Annotated in this window: 20 protein-coding genes; 16 read left to right on the top strand and 4 right to left on the bottom strand. The window is 37.3% G+C overall.

The features are described 5' to 3' along the window. Positions 1–6: 6 nt before the first annotated feature. Complete coding sequence (locus HWQ58_RS18020; RefSeq protein WP_292865329.1) at positions 7–378, bottom strand: deaminase; 372 nt, start codon at positions 376–378, stop codon at positions 7–9. A gap of 72 nt (positions 379–450) precedes the next feature. Then, complete coding sequence (locus HWQ58_RS18025; protein WP_292865332.1) at positions 451–834, bottom strand: hypothetical protein; 384 nt, start codon at positions 832–834, stop codon at positions 451–453. Positions 835–2292: 1458 nt separating this feature from the next. Between HWQ58_RS18025 and HWQ58_RS18030 the strand changes: the two genes are divergently transcribed. From HWQ58_RS18030 to HWQ58_RS18075, 10 genes are all read left to right on the top strand, one after another. Next, positions 2293–4497, top strand: coding sequence for a polysaccharide biosynthesis tyrosine autokinase (locus HWQ58_RS18030; protein WP_292865335.1), 2205 nt, complete (start codon positions 2293–2295; stop codon positions 4495–4497). 70 nt (positions 4498–4567) lie between these two features. Continuing rightward, positions 4568–5521 (top strand): glycosyltransferase family 2 protein, encoded by a 954-nt coding sequence (locus HWQ58_RS18035; RefSeq protein WP_292865338.1) that lies wholly within the window; start codon positions 4568–4570, stop codon positions 5519–5521. A gap of 120 nt (positions 5522–5641) precedes the next feature. Further along, positions 5642–6964, top strand: coding sequence for a flippase (locus tag HWQ58_RS18040; protein ID WP_292865341.1), 1323 nt, complete (start codon positions 5642–5644; stop codon positions 6962–6964). Between the two features lie 25 nt (positions 6965–6989). Further along, positions 6990–7916 (top strand): glycosyltransferase family 2 protein, encoded by a 927-nt coding sequence (locus HWQ58_RS18045; protein WP_292865377.1) that lies wholly within the window; start codon positions 6990–6992, stop codon positions 7914–7916. 18 nt (positions 7917–7934) lie between these two features. Then, entirely contained in the window at positions 7935–9164 is a 1230-nt protein-coding gene (locus HWQ58_RS18050; RefSeq protein WP_292865344.1) for an O-antigen ligase family protein, read from the top strand. A gap of 48 nt (positions 9165–9212) precedes the next feature. Next, positions 9213–10484 carry a glycosyltransferase family 4 protein gene (locus HWQ58_RS18055; RefSeq protein WP_292865347.1) on the top strand — a complete coding sequence of 424 codons (1272 nt, stop codon included), beginning with the start codon at positions 9213–9215 and terminating at the stop codon, positions 10482–10484. A gap of 24 nt (positions 10485–10508) precedes the next feature. Next, the gene (locus HWQ58_RS18060) at positions 10509–11525 is read left to right on the top strand and encodes a hypothetical protein (RefSeq protein WP_292865350.1); all 1017 of its coding nucleotides are present in this window, start codon (positions 10509–10511) and stop codon (positions 11523–11525) included. 133 nt (positions 11526–11658) lie between these two features. Continuing rightward, on the top strand, positions 11659–12540 hold the full coding sequence (locus tag HWQ58_RS18065; protein ID WP_292865353.1) for a glycosyltransferase family 2 protein: 882 nt from the start codon (positions 11659–11661) through the stop codon (positions 12538–12540). 125 nt (positions 12541–12665) lie between these two features. Continuing rightward, positions 12666–13817, top strand: coding sequence for a glycosyltransferase family 4 protein (locus tag HWQ58_RS18070; protein WP_292865355.1), 1152 nt, complete (start codon positions 12666–12668; stop codon positions 13815–13817). Between the two features lie 151 nt (positions 13818–13968). Then, complete coding sequence (locus HWQ58_RS18075) at positions 13969–14793, top strand: WecB/TagA/CpsF family glycosyltransferase (RefSeq protein ID WP_292865357.1); 825 nt, start codon at positions 13969–13971, stop codon at positions 14791–14793. A 283-nt stretch (positions 14794–15076) separates the two neighbouring features. Here HWQ58_RS18075 and HWQ58_RS18080 read toward each other — a convergent pair whose 3' ends face one another. Further along, positions 15077–16171, bottom strand: a complete 1095-nt coding sequence (locus tag HWQ58_RS18080) for an endo-1,4-beta-xylanase (RefSeq protein ID WP_292865359.1) — start codon at positions 16169–16171, stop codon at positions 15077–15079. Positions 16172–16634: 463 nt separating this feature from the next. Between HWQ58_RS18080 and HWQ58_RS18085 the strand changes: the two genes are divergently transcribed. The 6 genes from HWQ58_RS18085 to HWQ58_RS18110 all read left to right on the top strand — a co-directional run bounded on the left by HWQ58_RS18085 (position 16635) and on the right by HWQ58_RS18110 (position 22068). Further along, positions 16635–17222: a TetR/AcrR family transcriptional regulator gene (locus HWQ58_RS18085; RefSeq protein ID WP_292865361.1), complete on the top strand. Its 588-nt coding sequence runs from the start codon at positions 16635–16637 to the stop codon at positions 17220–17222. A 135-nt stretch (positions 17223–17357) separates the two neighbouring features. Then, positions 17358–18647, top strand: a complete 1290-nt coding sequence (locus tag HWQ58_RS18090; protein ID WP_292865363.1) for an HlyD family efflux transporter periplasmic adaptor subunit — start codon at positions 17358–17360, stop codon at positions 18645–18647. 55 nt (positions 18648–18702) lie between these two features. Then, entirely contained in the window at positions 18703–19038 is a 336-nt protein-coding gene (locus HWQ58_RS18095; protein WP_292865365.1) for a DUF2834 domain-containing protein, read from the top strand. A gap of 13 nt (positions 19039–19051) precedes the next feature. Then, positions 19052–20218: an ABC transporter permease DevC gene (gene devC, locus HWQ58_RS18100; protein ID WP_292865367.1), complete on the top strand. Its 1167-nt coding sequence runs from the start codon at positions 19052–19054 to the stop codon at positions 20216–20218. A 179-nt stretch (positions 20219–20397) separates the two neighbouring features. Next, a complete protein-coding gene (locus HWQ58_RS18105) occupies positions 20398–21150 on the top strand; it encodes a DevA family ABC transporter ATP-binding protein (RefSeq protein ID WP_292865370.1) in 753 nt (250 codons plus the stop codon). A gap of 57 nt (positions 21151–21207) precedes the next feature. Beyond that, the gene (locus tag HWQ58_RS18110) at positions 21208–22068 is read left to right on the top strand and encodes a nucleotidyltransferase domain-containing protein (protein WP_292865372.1); all 861 of its coding nucleotides are present in this window, start codon (positions 21208–21210) and stop codon (positions 22066–22068) included. Positions 22069–22094: 26 nt separating this feature from the next. On the opposite strand, the gene HWQ58_RS18115 is transcribed toward HWQ58_RS18110, so the two are convergent. Beyond that, positions 22095–22308 (bottom strand): hypothetical protein (locus HWQ58_RS18115; RefSeq protein ID WP_292865374.1); only part of this gene is annotated, 214 nt, incomplete at its 5' end.

The following is a 22308-nucleotide window of genomic DNA, read 5'->3' on the forward strand; positions in this document are numbered from 1 at the left end:
CCGACATTAACTATCTTTCCTGCAATTCTTAAGAATGTCTAATCCTTTACCATTATTGCGGGGGTCTGGATCGAGTATAGATACATATATTTTATCTATCCGACGATCTTCAGCGATCGCTAAGGCACATGCAGGTGTGCGTCCATGAAAAGAACAAGGTTCAAGAGTTACATACATTTTTAAGAAGTTGAAAGCTTGGCCTTGAATCTGTTTAAGTGCGTCAGCTTCAGCATGGTGTTTTCCTGGTGTTCGCGTGTATCCTTGAGCTACTATCTTTTGGCCATCTACGATCGCACAGCCTACTGGTGGGTTCGGTAAACATTCCGGCAAAGCTTTTCTGCTTTGAGCTAAAGCAGCCAGCATAAATATTTCATCCATGTTTGAGCGTAAATTATCTAGATAAATCACACTACCAAGAATTAGCTCTCTATTGTTAAAAAAGTTCCTATATCAAAATTTAGTAACGGTCACACTAATACCAGAATCCAGTTTAGGAACCTTGAGATACTCAATTGGCTCACTACTTTGAGTCTTTGTTGGCTCCTGACATTGCTTAAAAAAAGCGCCTGGGTTATTGATGAACTCAAGCGGGTTAATTTTCTGGCATCGTTGCTCCTGCACTAGCAAAGTTGATTCAGCAGTTTGTTTTGGATTATTAGTCTGTCCGATAAAATTACTCCATGTCGTGTTAATCGTGGCTGGTTCTGTCAATAAAACTCTAGCCTGATCGCGATCGCCTATTGTTATGCGAACATTCTCTTGGTTAGCATAGGCACTCTGACTGAGAGTAAGTGCGCTAATCATAATAACTAAGAAAATAGAAGAGGATTTCATAATTCAATCTCTCAACATTTAATGTCAGTTTAATAATTACAATTGCCTAGATACAGAAACCAAGAAATAGCAGCCTAGCTTAAGTACTTTAGATTAACACAGGTAGTAATAAATATAGCTATTCATTAAAAATGTGGTGAAATCTAGTAAAATCTGGCGGAAGTTTGCCTACCTTGAACAAGTAGCTTGAGCTATTTGTCTAGTTAATTAAGATAGGAGCTGGATTTCTTGTCATGTACTAGTCTGATGTAGACTAATTTCTTGTTCTAATCACGTTGGCATTTGATACTCTCCTCTTAGGCTACATTAAATTGAAGCTGGATAGGGCTTCAGCTTCAATTTTGTGTAAATTAATTTTGTCTTACTACTTGTCTTCTAATTATTTGCGCCGACTTACTTACTTGTACTAAGTAGGTCAGCGCAAAAATTTGTTGTAACAATCGGACAGGAGGGAGCAGGAAAGAGGGTTTTAGCCTAGTTTATCTTTCTTGACATACGTTTAGTTTTAGTATGCCAATTTACTTACTAGCCGTTTATCTTTAACACGTGTTCTTATATATTACATATCTAATACAATAGATAATATATTTTTACGTAGATATTGAAAAGGGTATTTTGCCTCGATTAGAGAATACAACTAAGGTGATTGAAAATTTACGGGTAAATCTAAAATACTGGCGTATAAAAAACCTAAAGACAAGCACGTTGTAATTTTCATACCTCAAGCCACATAAAAAGTCTTTCACCAGACTGGACAAATTAAACTGATTGCGAGTTATTACAGACTCAATACTCAAATCATACAATTTTATGATTGCCAGTTCCGTATTATTACTAAAATTAACCATTTTCAGAGTCAGAATTAATTGTTACTAAAAGTTTGGAAGCGGCTTACGTAAACATCTATCCAGTCTTTGTAGGTATCTCTTTTCACTGTACAAAGCCTATCTCTGAAGTGCTTCCATTGCTTATAGGCTGGCACAATTGTTCTATTCCTTACCCTGAAGCAATTAACTCCTTTTGTCGTTTTAAAATCATCAAACCGACAGCGAATATATTAGTCTTTTATGTAAATTTTTTGTAAAGTTCTCGAATTGAGTGTTCTCACATAATATGATAGTGATTGTTAGTTTACAAATCAATACTTGCATTAGTAGTAACACAAAACTAAATTAACCAAAATTAAGCCCTAAAAATGGGAGGCCACTAAATCAGGGAGAAAATTGTGAGTTATCTTGTTTTTGCTTTGCTGTCAGGAAAATATCAATCTAAGTTAAAATTGCGCTCTGCAAAACTATTAGTTAACTTCAGATATTTAACAACTTCAGCAAAAAGGCGCTGACAATCAACAAAGAAGATTACTATTGCAAAGTAGATTACAGCGCTACTGTGGGCAAAATACTAAGAACAATCTGCTGTAAGTAAATAATCTTTTTTATAAAAGTTTGTATATATCTTATGACGATGGAATCTTTACCAAGTTTTGAAGAAGTAAATATTCAGAAATACTTAGAAGTTATTCAACGGCGTTGGCTACCTCTAGTTGGAATTTTTGCTATATCTGTTACCCTTGGATGCTTGTATGCATTTTCACTAAAACCTTCATATAAGGCAGAAGGAAGTTTGATGATAAAAACAAATCGCTCTTCCTCACTCACGGGCTTACCGGATGACATAGGACGCCTAGAAGCTTTGAATGTGAACGACAATCCCCTGGAAACTCAAGTGAGAGTTATTGGATCAAATCCAGTAATTGAGAAAACAATTAATTCCCTCAACCTTAAAGATAGTCAAGGCAAACTGCTCTCGATTCCCGACTTGGCAAAACAACTAAAAATAGAAGGAATTAAAGGCACTGATGTTGTACAACTTTCTTATAAAGGTGGCGATCCAGAACTAGCTGCCAAAATCATCAATGAAGTTATTGACAGTTATATCGATTTAAATATCAAGGCTAATCAGAATGAAGCGCGGACAGCCAAACAGGTTCTCGTAACGGAAGTACCTAAAGCTGAGGAAGTTGTCAGAAGAGCCGAATCAAAACTGCGGCTATTTAAAGAAACGAATAAAGTTGTTGTCCTGGAACAAGAAGCAACCGCAGCAGTCGATACAATTTCTAAATTAGGAAACCAAATTTCTCAAGCTTTAGCTCAACTAGATGATGTCAAGGGTCGTCTAGAACAGTTAAGCAGTGAAGCTCAGGTAGATTCACGGCAAGGTGTAATCGAATCTGAATTGAGTCAAGCACCTGGAGTTCAGAAAGTGCTAGCCCAACTTCAAGAAACAGAAAGCCAACTTGCACTAGAGCGTACCCGTTTTTCACCTGAACACCCTACAATTACTAGCTTAGAAGAAAAAGTCGTAGCTCTTAACAACTTGCTAAAAGAGCGGACAGGACAAGTAGCGGGTAAAACGCAGATAACACAGGGAAGTTTACAGGTTGGACAACTGCGACAAAGCCTAATTGCAGATATTACTCGTGCTCAAGCAGAACGCGTTGGTCTGGAGAGACAAATTGCCACACTCAAACAACAGCAAAATGCCTACATCAAACGAGCAAATAATTTGCCAAGGTTAGAACAGAGTCAACGAGAGCTAGAACGGAAACTGCAAGCAGCTCAAACGACTTACGAAACACTCTTAAAGAAACGCCAAGAGATTGATATTGCACAAAACCAAAAAATTCCTAATGCTCGTGTCATTTCCTATGCTTTAATCCCTGATAAAGCAGAAGGGCCTCGGAAAATGCTGTTTATTGTTGGTGGAGCAGGAGTTGGTTTCTTCTTAGGTATCATTGTTGCCTTTACTTTAGACTTGATAGACCGCTCAGTGAAGACCGTCAAAGAAGCCAAAGATGTCTTGAGATACAGTGTTTTAGGAGTGATTCCTACACAAGCTAGAAATGGTAAAGATCATTCTTCTATAGCAGGACTCGATAGACCTATTCCCAAAATCATTGGTAGAGATATTCCTTACTTCCCTGTTGGTAATGCATATCAAATACTACAAGTGAACTTAAAATTCCTCTGTTCTGATAAACCGCTCAAAAGCATTGTAATTACAAGTTCCGTTGCCAAAGAAGGAAAGTCTGACGTATCTGCAAATTTAGCTGTGACTATGGCTCAGGCGGGGCGTAGAGTGTTGTTGGTGGATGCAGATATGCGTCATCCCATACAGCATCATATCTGGGGGCTAACAAATACAATTGGACTAAGTAATGTCATAACTAACCAAGCTTCTTTAGATACAGTTGTTCAGGAAGTAATGCCTAATCTGGAAGTTCTTACTTCTGGAGTTTTGCCTCCAAATCCAGTGGCAATGCTAGATTCTCAACGCATGGCAACATTAATTAGTAACTTTGGGAGAGAGTACGATCTTGTGATTTTCGATACTCCTCCCTTGTCAGGAATAGCAGATGCTGCTGTTTTAAGCACCTTAACTGACGGTATCTTATTAGTCGTTCGTCCTGGAGTGGTTGACTTGAACAGTGCAAATGCAGCTAAAGAGTTTTTAACTCAGTCAGGTCAGAAGGTATTAGGGATAGTCATCAATGGTGTGAATACTAAAAATGAACCTAATAATTATTTTTATGACACTAAAAAACGACAAATTGAACAAGATTTGGTATCTAGCAGCTTAACTAAATTTCGCAAAGAGCGTTAAGTTATCCTAGAAATTGTGAAAGCTACCATCACTACAACCATCTAAACCAAATTTTTTAACTGTAGGAATAATGGATAAAATTAAAATTAAAACTTCCTGTTTAATTAATAATTACAATTATGCTGAATTTCTCTCTGAGGCAATTGATAGCGCTTTAAATCAGACAGTTAAATTTGATGAGATTATCATTGTTGATGACGCATCCACAGATAATTCTGCGGAAGTCATCAATAAATTTACTCAATTAGCTAATGTTAAATCTATTTTGAAAGAAAAAAATCAAGGACAATTATCATCTTTTAATGAAGGGTTTTTAGCTGCTACTGGTGACATTATATTTTTTTTAGATGCCGATGATATTTATGAACCTCAGTATTTAGAAAACGCTCTAAATTTTTATAATAGACGCAGTGAATGTGATTTTATATTTTGTGCGTATAAAAAATTTGGAGCAGTACAAGGGACATTTCAAGACGATGCAGTTGATTTAGATTTGGGTTATTCAGTAATTAGAACTTTATATAATGGAGAATGGATTGGTTCCATAACTTCAACATTATCAATACGTAGAGAGATAGTCAGAAAAATTTTACCTATTCCAAATATAGAAGATTGGCGTGTAAGAGCTGATGACTGTTTGGTATGGGGAGCTTCTTTGGTGGGGGCTAAAAAGTTTTATATGTCTAAACCTTTAGTGATGTATAGAATACATGAGAATAATCAATATCATAATAAGAACTTTTTAGATGTAGACAAAAACTATGAATATAAAAGATTTTGGAAACGCAATTCTCTGTTTAATTACATTCTGCAAAAAAACAACTTTAGTTCTCCATTATTCTTAGCTTTCACATCTATTAATGAGCTACAAACAATACCATGCCCAAAATCTCAAGATTTTGTTACTTATTTGAAAATAATATTTTTATTTGAGCATAGTTTTTACTGGAAAATCAAGGGCATTATTTTATTATTTAGCTATTTTTTGAAAATTTTGATTAGTGGTAAATTAAAACCCTTGTAGATGATAAATAATGTGATTTACTGAATAAATACACTTTGTTTTGTATTTGATAAAATGAAAAATTTGCACGAGCGAGATTGATAGGTATAAAGAATGTCAGATGATTAATTCATAAAAATAATGTTAAGTAAATTAAAAGTTATAAACTTATCGAAATTTAAATCTCGTTCTGGGCTGCGTGCAGTTATTGCTAATACAGGTTGGTTATTTGCTGACCGCATTCTACGCATGGGTGCAAGCTTAGTTGTAGGAGTATGGGTAGCACGTTATTTAGGAGTACAACAGTATGGTCTATTTAACTATGCTTTAGCTTTTGTTGCCTTATTTAGCCCAATTTTTACTCTCGGACTAGACGACGTAGTAGTTCGCCATCTTGTTCGTCAATCATCAAACAAAGAGGAAATTTTAGGAACTACCTTTTGGCTAAAATTTTTGGGTGGAATTGCTTCTGTTTTATTGGCAGTTAGCACGATGTTTTTCTTAGGTGAGCATGAAGCACTAAAGATATGGCTAGTTACAATTTTAGGAGTAGTAGGAATTTTTAGGGCATCTGATACTATTGAACTGTGGTTTCAATCACAGGTGCAGTCAAAATATACTGTAATCGCTAAAAACACGGCATTTCTGCTAAATACTGTCATCAAAATCACATTAATTTTAACAAAAGCACCATTGCTAGCTTTTGCTTTGGTAACATTAGCAGAATTTGCAATGAGTGCAATTGGCTTACTGATTGTTTACCAAGTCAAAGGGTCTTCATTGTGGTTATGGCGTTGGAGTTTTGCTTCTGCCAAAACTCTTATGAAAGAGAGTTTACCTCTAATTTTTTCGGGGTTCGCCATCATGATTTTTATGAGAATAGATCAGGTAATGTTAGGTCAAATGATCGGAGATAGTGAGGTTGGAGTTTATTCTGCTGCTGTGCGTATTTCTGAAATTTGGTATTTTATTCCAGGCGCTATTGTTTCCTCTGTTGCTCCAGCAATTTATGCAGCAAAGGAAAAATCAGAAAGTCTTTACTATCAGCGAATAGGACAATTACTCAGTCTAATGACATGTATATCTTTAGGAATTGCTCTTCCAATGTCCTTTTTTTCTGACAAGATAATTATAGTGATGTTTGGAAGTGGATATGCAGAGGCAGGAGCAATATTAGCAGTTCATATTTGGACTTCTTTGTTTGTATTTATGGGTCTTGCAACATCACCTTGGTTTATTGCTGAAGGTTTAAACCACGTTTCTTTAGGTAAGACTTTATTTGGGGCAATACTAAACATTATTCTCAATTTATTGCTTATTCCTAAATATGCAGGACTTGGAGCTGCGATCGCAACAATAATATCTCAAGCTGCTGCTGCTTTTATATGTAACGCATTTGATTCAAGAACACAAAAACTCTTTAAAATTCAGGTGCGATCGCTTATTCATTTTTACAAATACTGATCGTTATTATTTAAATTTTATTATTATGCAAACACCCGTAACTTTTATTATTTTTAAACGTCCACAAACAACAGAGAAAGTTTTTGAAGCTATTCGCCAAGCCAAGCCAACAAAACTTTTTGTAATTGCAGATGGACCCCGCACTGACTGCGAAGGTGAGGCAGAAAAATGTGAAGCGACTAGGGCAATTATTGAGAGAGTTGATTGGGATTGTGAAGTAATAAAGAATTATTCTGATATCAACTTAGGTTGTGCAAAACGGGTATCAAGTGGTTTAGATTGGGTCTTTAATAACGTCGATGAGACAATTATTTTGGAAGATGATTGTATCCCTCACCCAACTTTTTTCAGATTTAGTCAAGAATTGCTGGAAAAATATAGAGATGATACCAGAATCGCCACAATCTCTGCTCAAAATCTTCAACTTGGACAAAAACGTACAAATTACAGTTACTATTTTTCTCGCTACAACCACTGCTGGGGTTGGGCAAGTTGGAGACGTGCTTGGCAACATTATGATTTGACTATCAAACTCTGGAAAGAGGTGCAAGCAGAAAACCTTTTACATGACATTCTTATAGACCAAAAAGCAGTAAATTCTTGGCAACGAATATTTCAGTCTGTTTATGACAATCCTACAGGTATAACCTGGGATTACCAATGGACATTTGCTTGTTGGATGCAGGGAAGCTTAAGTATTATTCCCAATGTCAATTTAATCTCTAATGTTGGTGTTGGTTCAGACGCAACTCATTTCACTTCAAATCAAGGATTTTCCTTCATCAATATGTCCATGCAGGCAATGAAATTTCCCTTAAAGCATCCACCATTTATTGTGAGGAATGTAGAGGCAGATAATTTTACACAGAAAACAGTCTATAAAGCAACTGCATTGGATATTTTTAAAGAGGAAATTAAGAAAAGATTGAATTACTCAACAATAAAAAAATAGATAAATTAAATCTCAAAAATGAAAGTGAAATTAACAGAGAAAATATTAACTATCTTGCTATTACTGATTGCTGTAGGTGCATTAACAATACACCCCGCACAAGAAGTTTCCATGTCTACACTTGGAGGTGATAAGCTAGATACTTTGTTCAATATAGTTTCATATTTAATCCTATTTTATTTCCTAATTTTATACTGGAAAGGTTTTATTTTTGTAATCACTAGAAGTCCATTACAGTTGTTTTTACTAGCAATAGTTATATTTTCTCTTTTATGGTCAGAAGACCTAAGTTCTAGTCTTACTTATCTAAGAGGTCTAATCCGAATATATTTTCTTGCCATCTATTTAGCAATGCGTTATCCGCTTAAGGAACAAATTAAGCTGATAGCTTGGGCACTTGGTGTAGCTGCATCATTATCTATTCTATTTTCTGCATTCGTACCAGGTTATATTCACGAATCACCTGAATTACTAGGTATGTGGAGTGGAATTTATGGTCATAAAAATGAATTAGGTTACATGATGGCTTGGAGTGCAGGAGTTTTTTTGCACCTTGCTCTTAGTGGCCATCGGTATCGCTGGTTGATGTGGGTATTATGTGGGATCTCTATATGTCTAATTATCTTCTCACGTTCAACAACATCTTTAACGATTTTGTTGACAATGATATTACTTTTACCTTTATACAGATCCCTGAAGAAAACTAATTATAAATTACAATTTATTATGATTACTTCAACTTTGATGTTCCTAATGATTTCTTCAATATTACTTCTCAATAATGCCGAAACTGTAGTTGGTACTTCTGGTAAAGACCTTACCTTCAATGGACGCTCTGACCTCTGGGAGCTAGTCATTTCTAAAATTTTGGAAAGACCTTGGTTAGGTTATGGATTTTCGGGATTTTGGACTAGTAATGCTGCTTCTAAATTAAGAGCTACTTATGATTGGGCAAGTAATGCCCATAATGGTTTTTTAGAATTATTGTTAGAATTGGGATTCTTAGGTTTTTTGACTTTTGCAGCAGGTTTTGTCCGGTTTTTTGTAATGGCATTGACTCGAATTATTTCTGTCGCTAAAAAACCGGAAGATTATTGGCCAATGCAGATGCTACTTATCATAGTCATAGTTAATTTTTCAGAAGCCAGATTATTAACTCCTAGCTGGAATTGGTTAATGTATGTCACCACCTCATTATCTTTGACTGTTGAATATCAACAAAATCGTAAAAATATTTTAGTCCATTAGTTTTTATGACAGTCAGAAATAGTTTTAGTGATTATTAAGTGAATAAAAATGAAAATTTTACATATTAGTACCCATGATATTAGTGGCGGTGCAGCGAGGGCTGCATATCGTTTACACACAGGTTTACAGGATATAGGACTACAGTCACAAATGTTAGTTCAGGAAAAATATAGTAATGATAAAACAGTAATTGCACCTAAAATTAGACTGTTTCAAGGCATTGCTAAGGCAAAGTTGACAGTTGAAAGTTTGCCATTAAAGCTTTATCGCCAAAAGAAAAATACTCCATTTTTTACTCAATGGTTGCCAGATAGAGTTATTCCTAAAGTTGCTCAGATTAATCCAGATATAATCAATCTGCATTGGATTAGCGGAGGTTTTATGCAAATAGAAACCTTTGCTAAACTGAAGCGTCCTCTAGTTTGGACTCTCCATGATATGTGGGGGTTTACTGGAGGGTGTCACGTTACTGGAGAATGCGATCGCTACAAAGTATTCTGCGGGGCTTGTCCTCAACTCAACAGTGGTAATGAATGGGATTTATCCCGTTGGGTATGGCAGCGCAAAGTAAAAGCTTGGAAAAATTTAAATTTAACTCTGGTTTCACCAAGTTCTTGGTTAGCAGAGTGCGCTCATTCCAGTTCTTTATTCCAGAATTTGCGAATTGAGGTAATTCCCCACGGACTAGATACTCAAAAATATCGACCGATTAATCAACATTTTGCACGAGAAGCACTCAATCTACCTCAAGATAAAAAGCTGGTACTCTTTGGAGCGATAGAAGCAACAAGCGATAGAAATAAAGGATTTCATTTGTTGCAACCAGCTTTACAAGAATTAAGTAAATCTGGCTGGAAGGATGACTTGGAAGTTGTGATTTTTGGAGCATCTCAACCCGAAAACCCACCTAATTTAGGCTTCAAAACACATTATTTGGGACACTTACACGATGTTATATCTTTAGCAACTGTTTACTCAGCAGCTAATGTGATGCTTGTACCGTCTCTTCAAGAATCTTTTGGACAGACAGCTTCGGAATCGTTCGCTTGTGGTACTCCAGTTGTGGCGTTTAATTCTACTGGCTTAAAAGATATTGTTGATCATCAGCAGAACGGCTATTTGGCTAAACCTTATGAAGTTGAGGATTTTGCCAAAGGAATTAGCTGGGTACTTGAAAATGAACAGAGGTTGCAAAAACTGTCATTTTATGCTCGCAAGAAAGCCGAGCAAGAATTCACTCTGGAACTTCAAGCACATCGTTATTCAGCCTTATTTCAGGAAATATTGATCATAGCCAAGAAATCTTCATCGAGTAATTAACCTAGTAAATCAAGACTTCATAATATGTCAATACCTATAGCTTTTATAATTTGTACAGAACCTGGCCGTTTAGAAGGTCAATCTTTGATGCTTGCAGAAAGTATTCGTAAGTTCTGCGGCGAATTGAAAAATACACCTATATATAGTTTTCATCCTAGAGTGGGTGAACCGATTTTAAAGCAAACCCAACAAGCCTTTGAAGTATTGCAGGTAACTCATCAACAAATCCCAATAAATCGTGAATTTCATGAATATTATTTAGCTAATAAACCCCTGGTTTGTGCCTATGCAGAACAAAATATTGATGCAGAAATATTAGTTTTTTTAGACAGTGATAAATGCTTTTTTTCTGAACCAAAAGAATTTTTATTGCCAGTAGATTGTAATGTACGGATACGTCCTGAGTATGGTCAAGGAATTGGTTCTACGGGTCTGCAAGACCCTCAAGAATGGTATTGGCAAAAACTATATGAAGTACTGGGAGTAAAGCGTGAGGTATTTGTTGACACACCAATTGGTAATAAAAGAATCAGAGCATACTGGAATTCTGGTTTGGTTGCTGTGAGAAGGAGTGCAGGTATATTTACACTTTGGAAAGAGAACTTTGAAAAAGTAATGCGTTTGGATATTACTCCTCCTCAGGGTATTTATTTTGTTGAACAGTCTGTTTTGTCTGTAACTTTATGTGCTTTGGAAGAAAACGTCGAACACCTTCCTCCTAATTATAGTTATCCATTACCTTTACATAATCGGTTATCAACAGGAATACAAATTAAACATTGGGATAATATTATATCCATTCATTATTTCAACTTATTTTTCTATAACGATTGGAATGCACAAATAAAAAAATTGAAAAAATTCAATATCAATTCAGATAAATATCAATGGTTATGTCAAGAGGTTGTCAGACTTAATATGCCTCGCGTATCAGTTTGGCATCGATATGTGTTGGTGGTCAGAAGAATAGAACAAAAACTAAAAAACTTTAATATGGATATTAATCTCAGTGGCTGGATAGAAAAAATGGTTAAATTTTAAACTTACCTGAAAATATACGGAAGTTAAAAATTTGATGTTTGGATTATGAAGGTAAATTTGTAAATATTGCATAAAAGTGCATTATTTATATGAGTGTTTTTGTAGATAGTAGATATTATATGAGGGAAATGAAATGAAGCAAGCAAATCTAGCTGTAATTATGACATGTTATAACAGGCGAAATACAACTCTTGCCTGTCTAAATTTTTTATATCAGCAAAAAACTCATTGTGATGTTTATTTAACTGATGATGGGAGTTCTGATGGAACTACAGAGGCTGTTAAAGCAGAATATCCAGAAGTACAAATTCTTCAGGGTAATGGCAATTTATTTTGGGTGGGAGGAATGCATCTCGCCTTTGGTGAGGCGATAAAATATCAATATGATTATTATCTGTGGTTAAATGATGACACATTTCTGGAAGCCAATGCTGTGAGTAAACTATTGCAGGTTCATCAAAATTTGACGGAACTTGGTTATCCAGACTCAATTATAGTTGGTTCAACTAAAGACTCCATTACAGGAAAAGCAACCTATGGAGGAGCAGTAAAATCTAAAAAGTGGTATTCTAATAAGTTTGAATTTTTAGAACCAAGTCCCATTATCCAAAAATGCGATGCTATGTATGGTAACTGCGTGCTAATTCCTAAAAGTGTTGCCGCCAAAGTTGGCAATATTGATACAGCTTTTGTTCACAGTTTAGGAGATTTAGATTATGCCCTGAGAGCGCATAAATTGGGTTGTAAAATATGGGTAGCTCCTGGATATATTGGTACTTGTACTAAAAATTCTATCCGTAATAGTTGGGCAGATACTAATTTAAATATATTAGAACGCTTGAAAAAGGTACTACAAATTAAAGCATTTCCATTGAAATCCTGGACTATATTTTGTAGCAGACACTCTGGGCCATTCTGGATATTTTACTGGTTCTTACCCTATATAAGAGCAATTCTTGGTTACAAGAATTTGGCAACTTCTCCCACCTTTTCTGAGGATATTAACCAAACCTAACTCAGAAGTTTAATACTTGCACAAGAGTCATTAGTCAATCATATTTGGATAACTTATAACTATCTTAATAATTTGGCAAATGGAGTTTCCAATTATTAAATAATAAAATAATCAACAATCATTTTATGGGTAAACGCTTACTAATTGTCTCAACTCTCGATTCCAGTCAACCATTTGGTGCATTTACTAGACCTTTTTATTTAGGACAATATCTTACTAAATATTTTGATGTTTTTCAGCTAGGTTTAGATTGTTCCTCTGTTAAATATGCACCTTCTGTTTCGATTGGAACAAGAAGCTTGAAGTCATATATTCAAGCTATAGAAAAGTGCATCGACGAGTTCTGTCCAGATATTGTGTATGCTCAAGAAACACTACCTGGATTGGCTGCTTTAGTTTCACTAAAGCTTAGAAAACACAGTAGTTCTTCTCTTGTATTAGATTTTCATACATTTTCGCCTTATGAATACTGGATGCGCTTGTTTTCAGTTGCCAATCCTTTCAAAGAGTTTGCACAATGTATTAAGACATATATTGCTCAGGGAATTTTAATATTCTCTGGCAGTCCAATTATTGCAGCAGGTGAATCAATTCCTAAACTAATTTCCCAATGGTATGGTAAAACTCCCCAGCAAATTTATTCCATCGGTAATGGAGTGACTGAAGACTTACTCAATACTGAAATTTTTCCAGATAAAGACCCCTATCAAACATTAAAACCAGCTAAAATAGTGGTTATTATTGCTCCCAAAACATTTCAATTTCCAACTAATGATATGTCTGTATCAATGGCTATTGAAGTTGCTAAATCTATTGAAATTCATCCAGAAAAAGTACATTTTGTTGTCATTGGTAGGGATAGTAGTGATATTTCAGAACCAATACCCTCTAACATTTCTTTTTTAGGCTTTTTACCTAAAAGAGAAGATTTTGTTGCCCATCTTAAATATGCAGATATTGCTCTGCTGCCATTCTCAAAACAAGCAGTAGCAGGTGGTGCTCGCAATAAAGCATTAGATTATTTCGCTAGTAGAAAGCTAGTTGTATCAACACCAGAAGGGTTACGAGGTTTAGAAGAATTTCGCCACTTAGAACATCTGTTAGTAACAGGATACTCTAGCGAAGAAGTTGCTAAAACAGTACTGGATGCTGCTTCAAATATTGATAAATATCAATCACTTGTAGATACAGCATATACCTTAATTACAGAAAAGTATTCCTGGAATGCAAGAGCACAGAATATCGCGGAAATACTCATGAAAATAAGTGCTTTTTAGTTATATTTTTTTAGATAATAATTTCTAACTAAAAAAACTTAGCCTTTTTAAATATGTCAGTCCTTCAATATTGGAATCTTGCTAATTAATTTTACAATACTCACCTTTACCTTGAGATAATATCTCATATTTATCAAAAGAAAAACAAGATATGAAAAAGCAATTTTCTTATAAAGTTATTGGTGCTAAAGTCGATGCACTCTCTATCTTAGACTTAAATTTATTGATTGAAGAATCTATTGATAAAGATGAAAAATGGATTATTGCTAATCACAACTTACATAGTCTTTATCTCTTTCATAATGATCTAAAAATGCAAGCTTTTTATGCCAAGGCAGAATATACCCATATTGATAGTATGCCTTTAGTGTTTATTGGAAAGCTGTTAGGTTTTCCAATTAAACGAGAACAAAGAGTAACCTATGCTGACTGGGTGTGGCCTCTAATGGCAGAAGCTGCTACTAAAGGCTGGCGTGTATTCTATTTAGGTTCAAAGCCAGGAGTTGCTGAAAAAGCAGCAAATATTTTATGCCAGAAATTTCCTGGTTTACAGATTGCTTGCGCTCATGGCTATATTGATATAGACAAAGATAGTCAAGAAAATCTGGCCACTATAGCTGCAATTAATGCTTACAAACCCCATATATTAATGGTGGGAATGGGTATGCCACGCCAAGAGTATTGGATTTACGAAAATCTTGAACATGTTCATACCAACACTATTTTGACTAGTGGAGCTTGTATGGACTATATAGCAGGAGCAATACCTACTCCTCCTCGCTGGATGGGAAATGTGGGGTTAGAATGGTTGTATCGCTTGTTATCTGAACCGAAAAGGCTTTGGAGACGTTACTTACTTGAACCTTGGTTTGTTGGCACATTATTTTTACGAGAAATTTGGAGTATCTCAAGTCAACGAAAAAAAAATAACCTGCTGGTCTTTCTAAGTACGAAATTTCACAAGTTTGTAGCTTGATCGAGTCTCTCAAAGCCTTACCAGTAGGTTGCTCAATTTGTCACGAATTTATGAAATGTTGTACTAAGATTTAATGATTAATTAGTCAGTAAGTCTTATTCAACTTTCATAATCGTGAATAACGAAAAATATCTCCATCTATTTTGCTTAGAATAATACTTAAAAGTGCCATACCAGTTTCCGGCATAGTGAGGTACATTTTCAAAACTATTAAGCTTGGTAAAAAAGATTTGGGTGTACCTCAGTTGCTTAGGAAACGCTATATTTACGCTTGGGTAGAGTATTAAGTTGATTCCTGAAAAGCCTGGGCTATAGCATTGCGGGCTGGTTTAGATTGCAGGTTCTCATCGAAGGGAAGCGGACGCAGAAATTTCCAGAGACTTGGATTGTTTCTAAAGGTTTTTCTTGGCATCCACTGGGGATGACGTATCCAGGTATGACGGTCGGTAAGTCCCCATGTAATCACAGTATCGACTTTAGCTGCAAAGCACAGGTCAAGATATCGCTTGTAACTATCGGCTACCATTTGGTCTAGGCTTTTGATACTATCGGGTAGTGGGGTATCAATGATAATATCTAATTCCGTAATTATTGGTTTCACTTCAAGATCGTTAAGCCGTTTTAAGACTGAATTAAATCCTTTCTCGTCAAAAGAATATGCAGTAGAAAACCATAGATGTGATTGGATACCTGCCCCGTCAATTTTAACACCACTATTCTTCAGATATTCGACCATTCTTAAGAAACGTTCTGATTTCCATGTGGTGCCTTCGATGCCAAAATCGTTTAGGTAAAATTTCTTGCTGCGATCAACTGAAGCGGCAATTAAAAACAAGTCTCGAATCAATTCTGGTTTTACCCCTTTACGCAAACCGATTGTTGGGTTATCAGTTTCATTTTCATTATCAGCGATAATTTCATTGGCAATATCCCAAGACTTTAAAACGGGACTATTACGATAATGCCCCATGACTCCTTTAACATGGCGTTCGATCATCTTAGGTGTAGGGGGGTAAGGAACCCAGTCTGGTTTTCCCATGTGCCAGAAAAGGGTATGCCCGTGCAATTCTATCTTATGTTTTTGGCAGAAATCAGCGATCGCATCTGCTGACTCAAAGGTAAATTTTCCTGGCTGTGGTTCAGTAGCGTCCCATTTTAATTCACCATTCGGTGTCACAATGGAACATTCACGAGCCATTAGGTTAGCGTAATCTTTCTCTTTTAGCAAAAATTCACTAGAAATTGCTGCGCCATAACGCTTTCCTTTGGCGGCAGCTAATTTTCGAAGGGGAGAATTTAAATTTTTACTTGTATAATTTGCTGCAATTGCATTCGTGCCTTGGTCTTCTTTTTGGTCATCCTTTTGTAAAAACCCCATAGTTAATAAGGCAGAAAGGGTTGTGTATCCGGCTCTCCTTAAAAAACTTCTCCGATAAGGCATAAATTGTATTTAATACAAATAAGATTATTATATTACATAATAAGTTTTGATACTTTTGGAGGTGTAGTAATGATTTTCACAGTCATTGCACCCAAAAAGACAAAGTTACCGTTTGTCTCACCCTCGCGTAATGTTTTGTATGAAATGCTACGCATTTACTATTACATAATTACAAGTATTTATCAATCTTCACCCAGATATACAGGGTTTTTTCCAAAATCAAGTCATAGTCTTATACTTAAGCGGCAAAGATAAAAATTGACAAGTATTACATCTAGGGCAAAACTAGATTAAACTATAACGCATGTTCGATTTACATCAATTAACTGTGCTTTTACATACCAGCAGTAAACATGCTATACTAAAATATAACGATCGTTCGATATAAATATTCTAAGTCATGCCTAAGATTGTTGACCATGAGCAATACCGTAAAGAACTGCTTAACAAGTGCTTTGATTTATTTGCTCAAAAAGGCTATGGTTCCATCACTATGCGCCAGATAGCTGAAGGATTAGGGGTTTCTACTGGTACGTTGTACCACTATTTTCCTAGCAAACAAGCTCTATTTGAGCAATTGGCCCAAGAAATATGTGAACAAGATTTAAGTGCAGCATTGGCTGAATTGGAAGGAGCGCAAACACTACAAGAGGGAATGGAAGCACTAGGAAGATATCTAGTCAAAAACGAGGATTACTTCATTAAATGGACTTATATTTGGATTGATTTTTGTCAACATCAAGACTCTAAGGAAATGTTAAGTAATAGTGTTTTTAAGCGGACTAATCAGCGTTATCAGCAAGCTGCCTGCGCTTTTGTGGGTATTCAAGATCCGATATTGGCTTCCTTTGTCTTGAGCTTTGTCAATGGGTTAATTCTGGAAAAGTTATGGGGTAATGAAACAATTGATTTTATGGAACAATGTGCGTTATTAGGCAAAATGCTTACGGCATATTTGCCGCAACATAGGGCAATAGTTAAGGGTTAGATTTGATACCTAAATAAGTTGCAAAATCTTCATATCTAACAATTATCAATTATCTGATATTTATTGATGGCTAAAAATTATTTGCTACCAGCATTAACTCAGTAGATAAAATAGTTTTTGAGGAGAGTAAAAAAGATGGTTCAAAAGCTGTTAAAAAAAGCTTCCAATAAAGGGTTAGTTGCATTAGTAATTGCAGCTACTGCTATTACGGGTGGAATTGTTGTTTATGGGATTTCTCAGTTTGGGTTAGTTGGTCAAGCTGAGAAATCTGAGCCAGTAGAAACCACGCCCAAAAGTCAAAAAGTGGCTGCGTTAGGACGACTAGAACCGGAGGCTGAGGTAATTAGCTTGTTTGCGCCCTTGGCATTGGATGGCGATCGCATTGCCAAAATTCTAGTCAAAGAGGGCGATCGCGTTAAAGCCGGACAGATGGTAGCAATTTTAGATGCCCGCGATCGCTTGCAAACTGCTGTATTACAAGCCCAACAACAAGTCAGAGTTGCTCAAGCTAAACTCGCTCAAGTGCAAGCAGGAGCCAAAGCAGGAGAAATTAACGCCCAGCAGGCAAGCGTTGAACGTCTTCAGGCCCAATCCCAAGGAGACAAAACAGCGCAACAGGAAGCGATATTCCGCATAGAAGCACAGTGGTCAGGAGACAGAATCGCGCAAGAAGCAACAATTAAGAAGCTAGAGGCAGAACTCAAAAATGCCTCAGCCGAATATCAACGTTATCAGCAGCTCTATTCTCAAGGAGCAGTTTCTAATTCTTTGTATGACAGCAAAGGCTTAACTGTAGAAACTGCCAAACAGCAAGTAGACGAAGCCAAAGCAGTTCTCAATCGCATTAACACCACTGCTAGCAAAGAACTCGCCGAAGCCAAAGCAGCACTCGCCCGCACTAACGCCACTGGTAGCAAACAAGTTAGTGAAGCCAAAGCCACACTCACGAGTATTGCAGAAGTCCGACCTGTAGACGTAGCCGCAGCCAAGACAGAAGTTGAAAATGCGATCGCCACACTCAAACATGCCCAAACCGAGTTGGCGGGAGCTTACATCAAAGCACCGATGGCGGGACAGATCATCAAAATTCATACGCGAGTGGGAGAAAAAATTAGCGATTCTGGCATTGCAGAGTTAGCGCCAAACGACCAAATGATGGCAATAGCAGAAGTTTATCAAACCGACATCGGTCAAGTGAAACTAGGACAACAGGCAGTGATTAGCAGTCAGGCATTTGTCGGTGAACTGCGAGGAACCGTTGCCCAAATTGGACGACAGGTGATCAGACAAAACGTTTTTAGCAACCAGCCTGGAGAGAACCTTGATCGCCGAGTGATTGAAGTGAAAATTCGCCTCAATCCTGAAGACAGCAAGCGAGTTGCTGGTTTCACTAACTTACAGGTACAGACAGCAATTGAAATATAGAGTTGTTGTTCGTCATCTCGTGTATTCCAGTATCTCTTATAAGGTGAATTCAATCATGGTTAAAGTCATATACCTTCTGCTTTGTATACTTGGCTTCGTTCTACCTTACTCCCAGTTTGTTCCATTTTTCTTAGAGCATGGTCTTGACATAAAGCTGTTTTTTGAACAACTCTTTGCTAGCAAAATTTCCGGTTTTTTTGGCATGGATGTGATTGTTTCATCGCTAGTCTTATGGGCATTCGTATTTTGGGAAGGGACACGTCTGAAAATGCAAAATCTTTGGGTTTATGTTGCTTGTAATCTTTTAGTTGGTGTTTCTTTAGGTCTTCCCTTATTTCTTTTCATGCGACAGCGCCAGATTGAACAGCAAGCTGACATACTGGGTTATTAAAAATTTTTTCAATATGTTTTCCAAAATGTTTCGTAAAACGCCCCTAGCATGGCGGCAGTTAATGAAAGAAAAAACCCGTCTGGCTGTTGCAGTTGCAGGTATTACTTTTGCCGATATGCTGATGTTCATTCAGTTGGGATTTGAAAGTGCGCTTTTTGATGCAGCCATCAAACCCCACCGCAACTTACAGGCAGATTTAGTTTTGATTAGTCCCCAATTTCAAACTCTGTTCTCAGTGAAAAATTTTTCCAGAGAGCGATTGTACCAAGCATTGGGTTACGAAAGTGTTCAGTCAGTGAATTCTGTTTACATCAACACTGGAGAGTGGCGAAATCCTGAAACGCGTCTCGACCGCGCCATCTTGGTTTGGGGTATTGATCCTACACAACCCGCATTCAAATCAGCCGAAATAAAACAAAATCAGCATTACTTGAAACAGTTGTATCAAGTTCTGTTTGACCAAGCAGGGCGTCCAGAATACGGAACAGTTGCTGATATTTTTAATAAAACAGGCAACTTTGAGACGGAACTGAATAATAAACTTGTCTCTGTTAAAGGCTTGTTTACTGATGGTGCCTCCTTTGCTGCCGATGGTAATGTGATCACCAGTGACTCCACCTTTCTCCAGCTATTCCCAGAGCGTAAACCTGATCGCATCGAAGTTGGGTTAATCAAGCTCAAACCAGATGCCGATACAGAAAAAGTGCGATCGCAACTTGTCAATGGACTACCTAAAGATGTCAGAGTCTTGACTCCAGAAGAGTTTGCCAAAGTAGAGAGAACTTACTGGGAAGCCGGTACTGGCATTGGTTTCATTTTCGGTTTAGGTACTGGAGTCGGGTTTATCGTTGGCATTGTGATTGTCTACCAGATCCTTTACTCTGATGTTTCTGACCACTTGCCAGAATACGCCACCCTCAAAGCAATGGGATACACCGATAACTATCTCTTGGGAGTCTTAATTCAAGAAGCATTGTTATTGGCTATCTTAGGTTTTCTGCCTGGATTCATCCTTTCTTTTGGATTGTATCAAGTCACCTATGCTGCTACAATGCTTCCCATTTTCATGAAAATGGAACGGGCAATCCAGGTTTGGATTTTGACCGTGATCATGTGTAGTGTTTCTGGGGCGATCGCAATGCGAAAACTACGAGCTGCTGACCCTGCTGATGTTTTTTAGTTGAAGGGGGCATTGGGCATTGGGCATGGGGCATTGAGAAGAGACAAGGAAGAGGGGGGAGATAAGGGAGAGACTTGTTCAATAATTCACCCTTGTCTCCCTTATCCCCCTCATCTCCCCTGCTCCCCACTCCCCGTTTGAACTGTAGTCTATTCATCTAAAACTCTTTATAAAATCCTATGTTGCAAAAATCTTTACCAGTAAATTCCAACTCAACGCTTTCTACTTCAGAATCCGTGATTTCTATCAGTAACCTCAACCACTACTTTGGTGAAGGTGCGCTTCGTAAACAAGTATTATTCAACATTAATTTGGAGATTAACGCTGGGGAAATCGTAATTATGACTGGTCCCTCAGGATCGGGGAAAACTACCCTATTGACCCTGATGGGTGGACTGCGTTCTGCTCAAGATGGTAGTCTCAAAATCTTAGGGGAGGAAATTCGTAGTGCTAAAAAGCTGCAATTAACAAAGCTTCGCCGCCAGATTGGCTATATTTTCCAGGCGCATAACTTGATGACTTTTTTGACAGTAAGAGAAAATGTGCGAATGTCCCTAGAGTTGCATGACGATTTTTTGAATCAGGATATTGACGCCAAAGCGATCGCCATTTTAGAAACTGTCGGTTTAGGAGATCGTGTAAATTATTACCCAGAAAAACTATCTGGAGGGCAAAAACAACGGGTAGCGATCGCTCGTGCTTTAGTTAGCCATCCTAAGATTGTTTTAGCAGATGAACCCACTGCTGCACTCGACAAAAGATCTGGGCGCGATGTCGTAGAAATAATGCAGAAGTTAGCCAAAGAACAAGGTTGTACGATTTTGCTAGTTACCCACGACAACCGCATCCTCGATATTGCCGATCGTATCATTTATATGGAAGATGGTCAGTTGAAGACCGATGACACAGATACCATTACAACAGAGAAATAATATTATTTTAGGATTTAACAGTATTAAATAAAGATATGGACGCAATAATGACCAACGATGGAAATCCAACAATCGCCCCAATTCATCAACCATATTGTTTCAAGTTTGCGGTCAATTGAGGGAATTACAGCGATCGCACTGGGTGGTTCACGGGCACGGGGCAACCATACCCTAAAGTCAGATGTGGATTTGGGGATTTATTACAATCCAGAAAACCCACCCGATTTAATTGCTCTAAATCGCCTCGCCTGTGAGCTTGATGATAACCATCGCGTAAATTTGATTAATGCGATTGGGGAATGGGGAAAGTGGATTAACGGCGGCGGTTGGCTACAGGTTCAAGGTGTAGGTGTAGATTTTCTCTATCGCGATTTGGCGAAGGTCAATCGTGTCATTGATGATTGCCATATAGGACGCATTACTATTGATTATCAACCAGGACACCCTCATGGCTTTGTGTCCTCTATTTATATGGGGGAAATTGCTATTTGTCAGGCACTTTACGACCCTAATGGTGTTTTAGAAGCTTTGAAGGTAAAAACAAAGCCCTATCCAGAGCAGCTAAAACAGGCAACTATTGATACTTTCGCCTGGGAAATAAGTTTCTCGCTGTTGGTGGCAAAAAAGGCGATCGCACGCGATGATGTTGTTTACGCAGCAGGTTGTTGTTTCCGCAGTGTGGCGTGTATTAATCAGGTTTTATTCGCGCTCAATGAAGATTACCTGTTGAATGAAAAGGGGGCGATTGCAGTTGCTAATAGGTTCGCTATTTGCCCTACTGACTATCAACAACGGGTTGAGCGAGCGTTTGCACTTTTAGCTGCCGATGCAAAATCAATAACTGAGGCGATCGCGATTATTGAGGTGATTGAGGATGATTTGAGTCAATGGTATGGAAATCGGCGATTAGCAATGTAATTTTTATTGCCATCTTCCTTCTGTTGCTATGGGATTGAAAGTGATATTTGACCATCGTACAAAATAGTCCCAAAACTGCGTAGGTTTTGCTTGAAAAACAACTTCAGTGTAGGTTGCTTGAGGAACTTAGACGCAACCTTTTCAGAGCTTTGTTGGGTTTCATCACCTGCAACTAATACCAATTCCTGAAGGGGTGACAAGGAGGCGGAAGCATGAGAAATAGTGGAGTGTAGCGATTTT

Origin of the sequence: Nostoc sp. LPT (genome assembly GCF_017115165.1) — a bacterium.
Classification (GTDB): domain Bacteria; phylum Cyanobacteriota; class Cyanobacteriia; order Cyanobacteriales; family Nostocaceae; genus Nostoc.

Coding starts and splice junctions, on each gene's coding strand:
- HWQ58_RS18035 (WP_292865338.1), top strand. CDS start 4,568: ATGGATAAAATTAAAATTAAAACTTCCTGTTTAATTAATAATTACAAT.
- HWQ58_RS18030 (WP_292865335.1), top strand. CDS start 2,293: ATGACGATGGAATCTTTACCAAGTTTTGAAGAAGTAAATATTCAGAAA.
- HWQ58_RS18080 (WP_292865359.1), bottom strand. CDS start 16,171: ATGGGGTTTTTACAAAAGGATGACCAAAAAGAAGACCAAGGCACGAAT.
- HWQ58_RS18065 (WP_292865353.1), top strand. CDS start 11,659: ATGAAGCAAGCAAATCTAGCTGTAATTATGACATGTTATAACAGGCGA.
- HWQ58_RS18095 (WP_292865365.1), top strand. CDS start 18,703: ATGGTTAAAGTCATATACCTTCTGCTTTGTATACTTGGCTTCGTTCTA.
- HWQ58_RS18060 (WP_292865350.1), top strand. CDS start 10,509: ATGTCAATACCTATAGCTTTTATAATTTGTACAGAACCTGGCCGTTTA.
- HWQ58_RS18055 (WP_292865347.1), top strand. CDS start 9,213: ATGAAAATTTTACATATTAGTACCCATGATATTAGTGGCGGTGCAGCG.
- HWQ58_RS18075 (WP_292865357.1), top strand. CDS start 13,969: ATGAAAAAGCAATTTTCTTATAAAGTTATTGGTGCTAAAGTCGATGCA.
- HWQ58_RS18090 (WP_292865363.1), top strand. CDS start 17,358: ATGGTTCAAAAGCTGTTAAAAAAAGCTTCCAATAAAGGGTTAGTTGCA.
- HWQ58_RS18020 (WP_292865329.1), bottom strand. CDS start 378: ATGGATGAAATATTTATGCTGGCTGCTTTAGCTCAAAGCAGAAAAGCT.
- HWQ58_RS18070 (WP_292865355.1), top strand. CDS start 12,666: ATGGGTAAACGCTTACTAATTGTCTCAACTCTCGATTCCAGTCAACCA.
- HWQ58_RS18040 (WP_292865341.1), top strand. CDS start 5,642: ATGTTAAGTAAATTAAAAGTTATAAACTTATCGAAATTTAAATCTCGT.
- HWQ58_RS18050 (WP_292865344.1), top strand. CDS start 7,935: ATGAAAGTGAAATTAACAGAGAAAATATTAACTATCTTGCTATTACTG.
- HWQ58_RS18085 (WP_292865361.1), top strand. CDS start 16,635: ATGCCTAAGATTGTTGACCATGAGCAATACCGTAAAGAACTGCTTAAC.
- HWQ58_RS18105 (WP_292865370.1), top strand. CDS start 20,398: ATGTTGCAAAAATCTTTACCAGTAAATTCCAACTCAACGCTTTCTACT.
- HWQ58_RS18045 (WP_292865377.1), top strand. CDS start 6,990: ATGCAAACACCCGTAACTTTTATTATTTTTAAACGTCCACAAACAACA.
- devC (WP_292865367.1), top strand. CDS start 19,052: ATGTTTTCCAAAATGTTTCGTAAAACGCCCCTAGCATGGCGGCAGTTA.
- HWQ58_RS18025 (WP_292865332.1), bottom strand. CDS start 834: ATGAAATCCTCTTCTATTTTCTTAGTTATTATGATTAGCGCACTTACT.
- HWQ58_RS18110 (WP_292865372.1), top strand. CDS start 21,208: ATGGAAATCCAACAATCGCCCCAATTCATCAACCATATTGTTTCAAGT.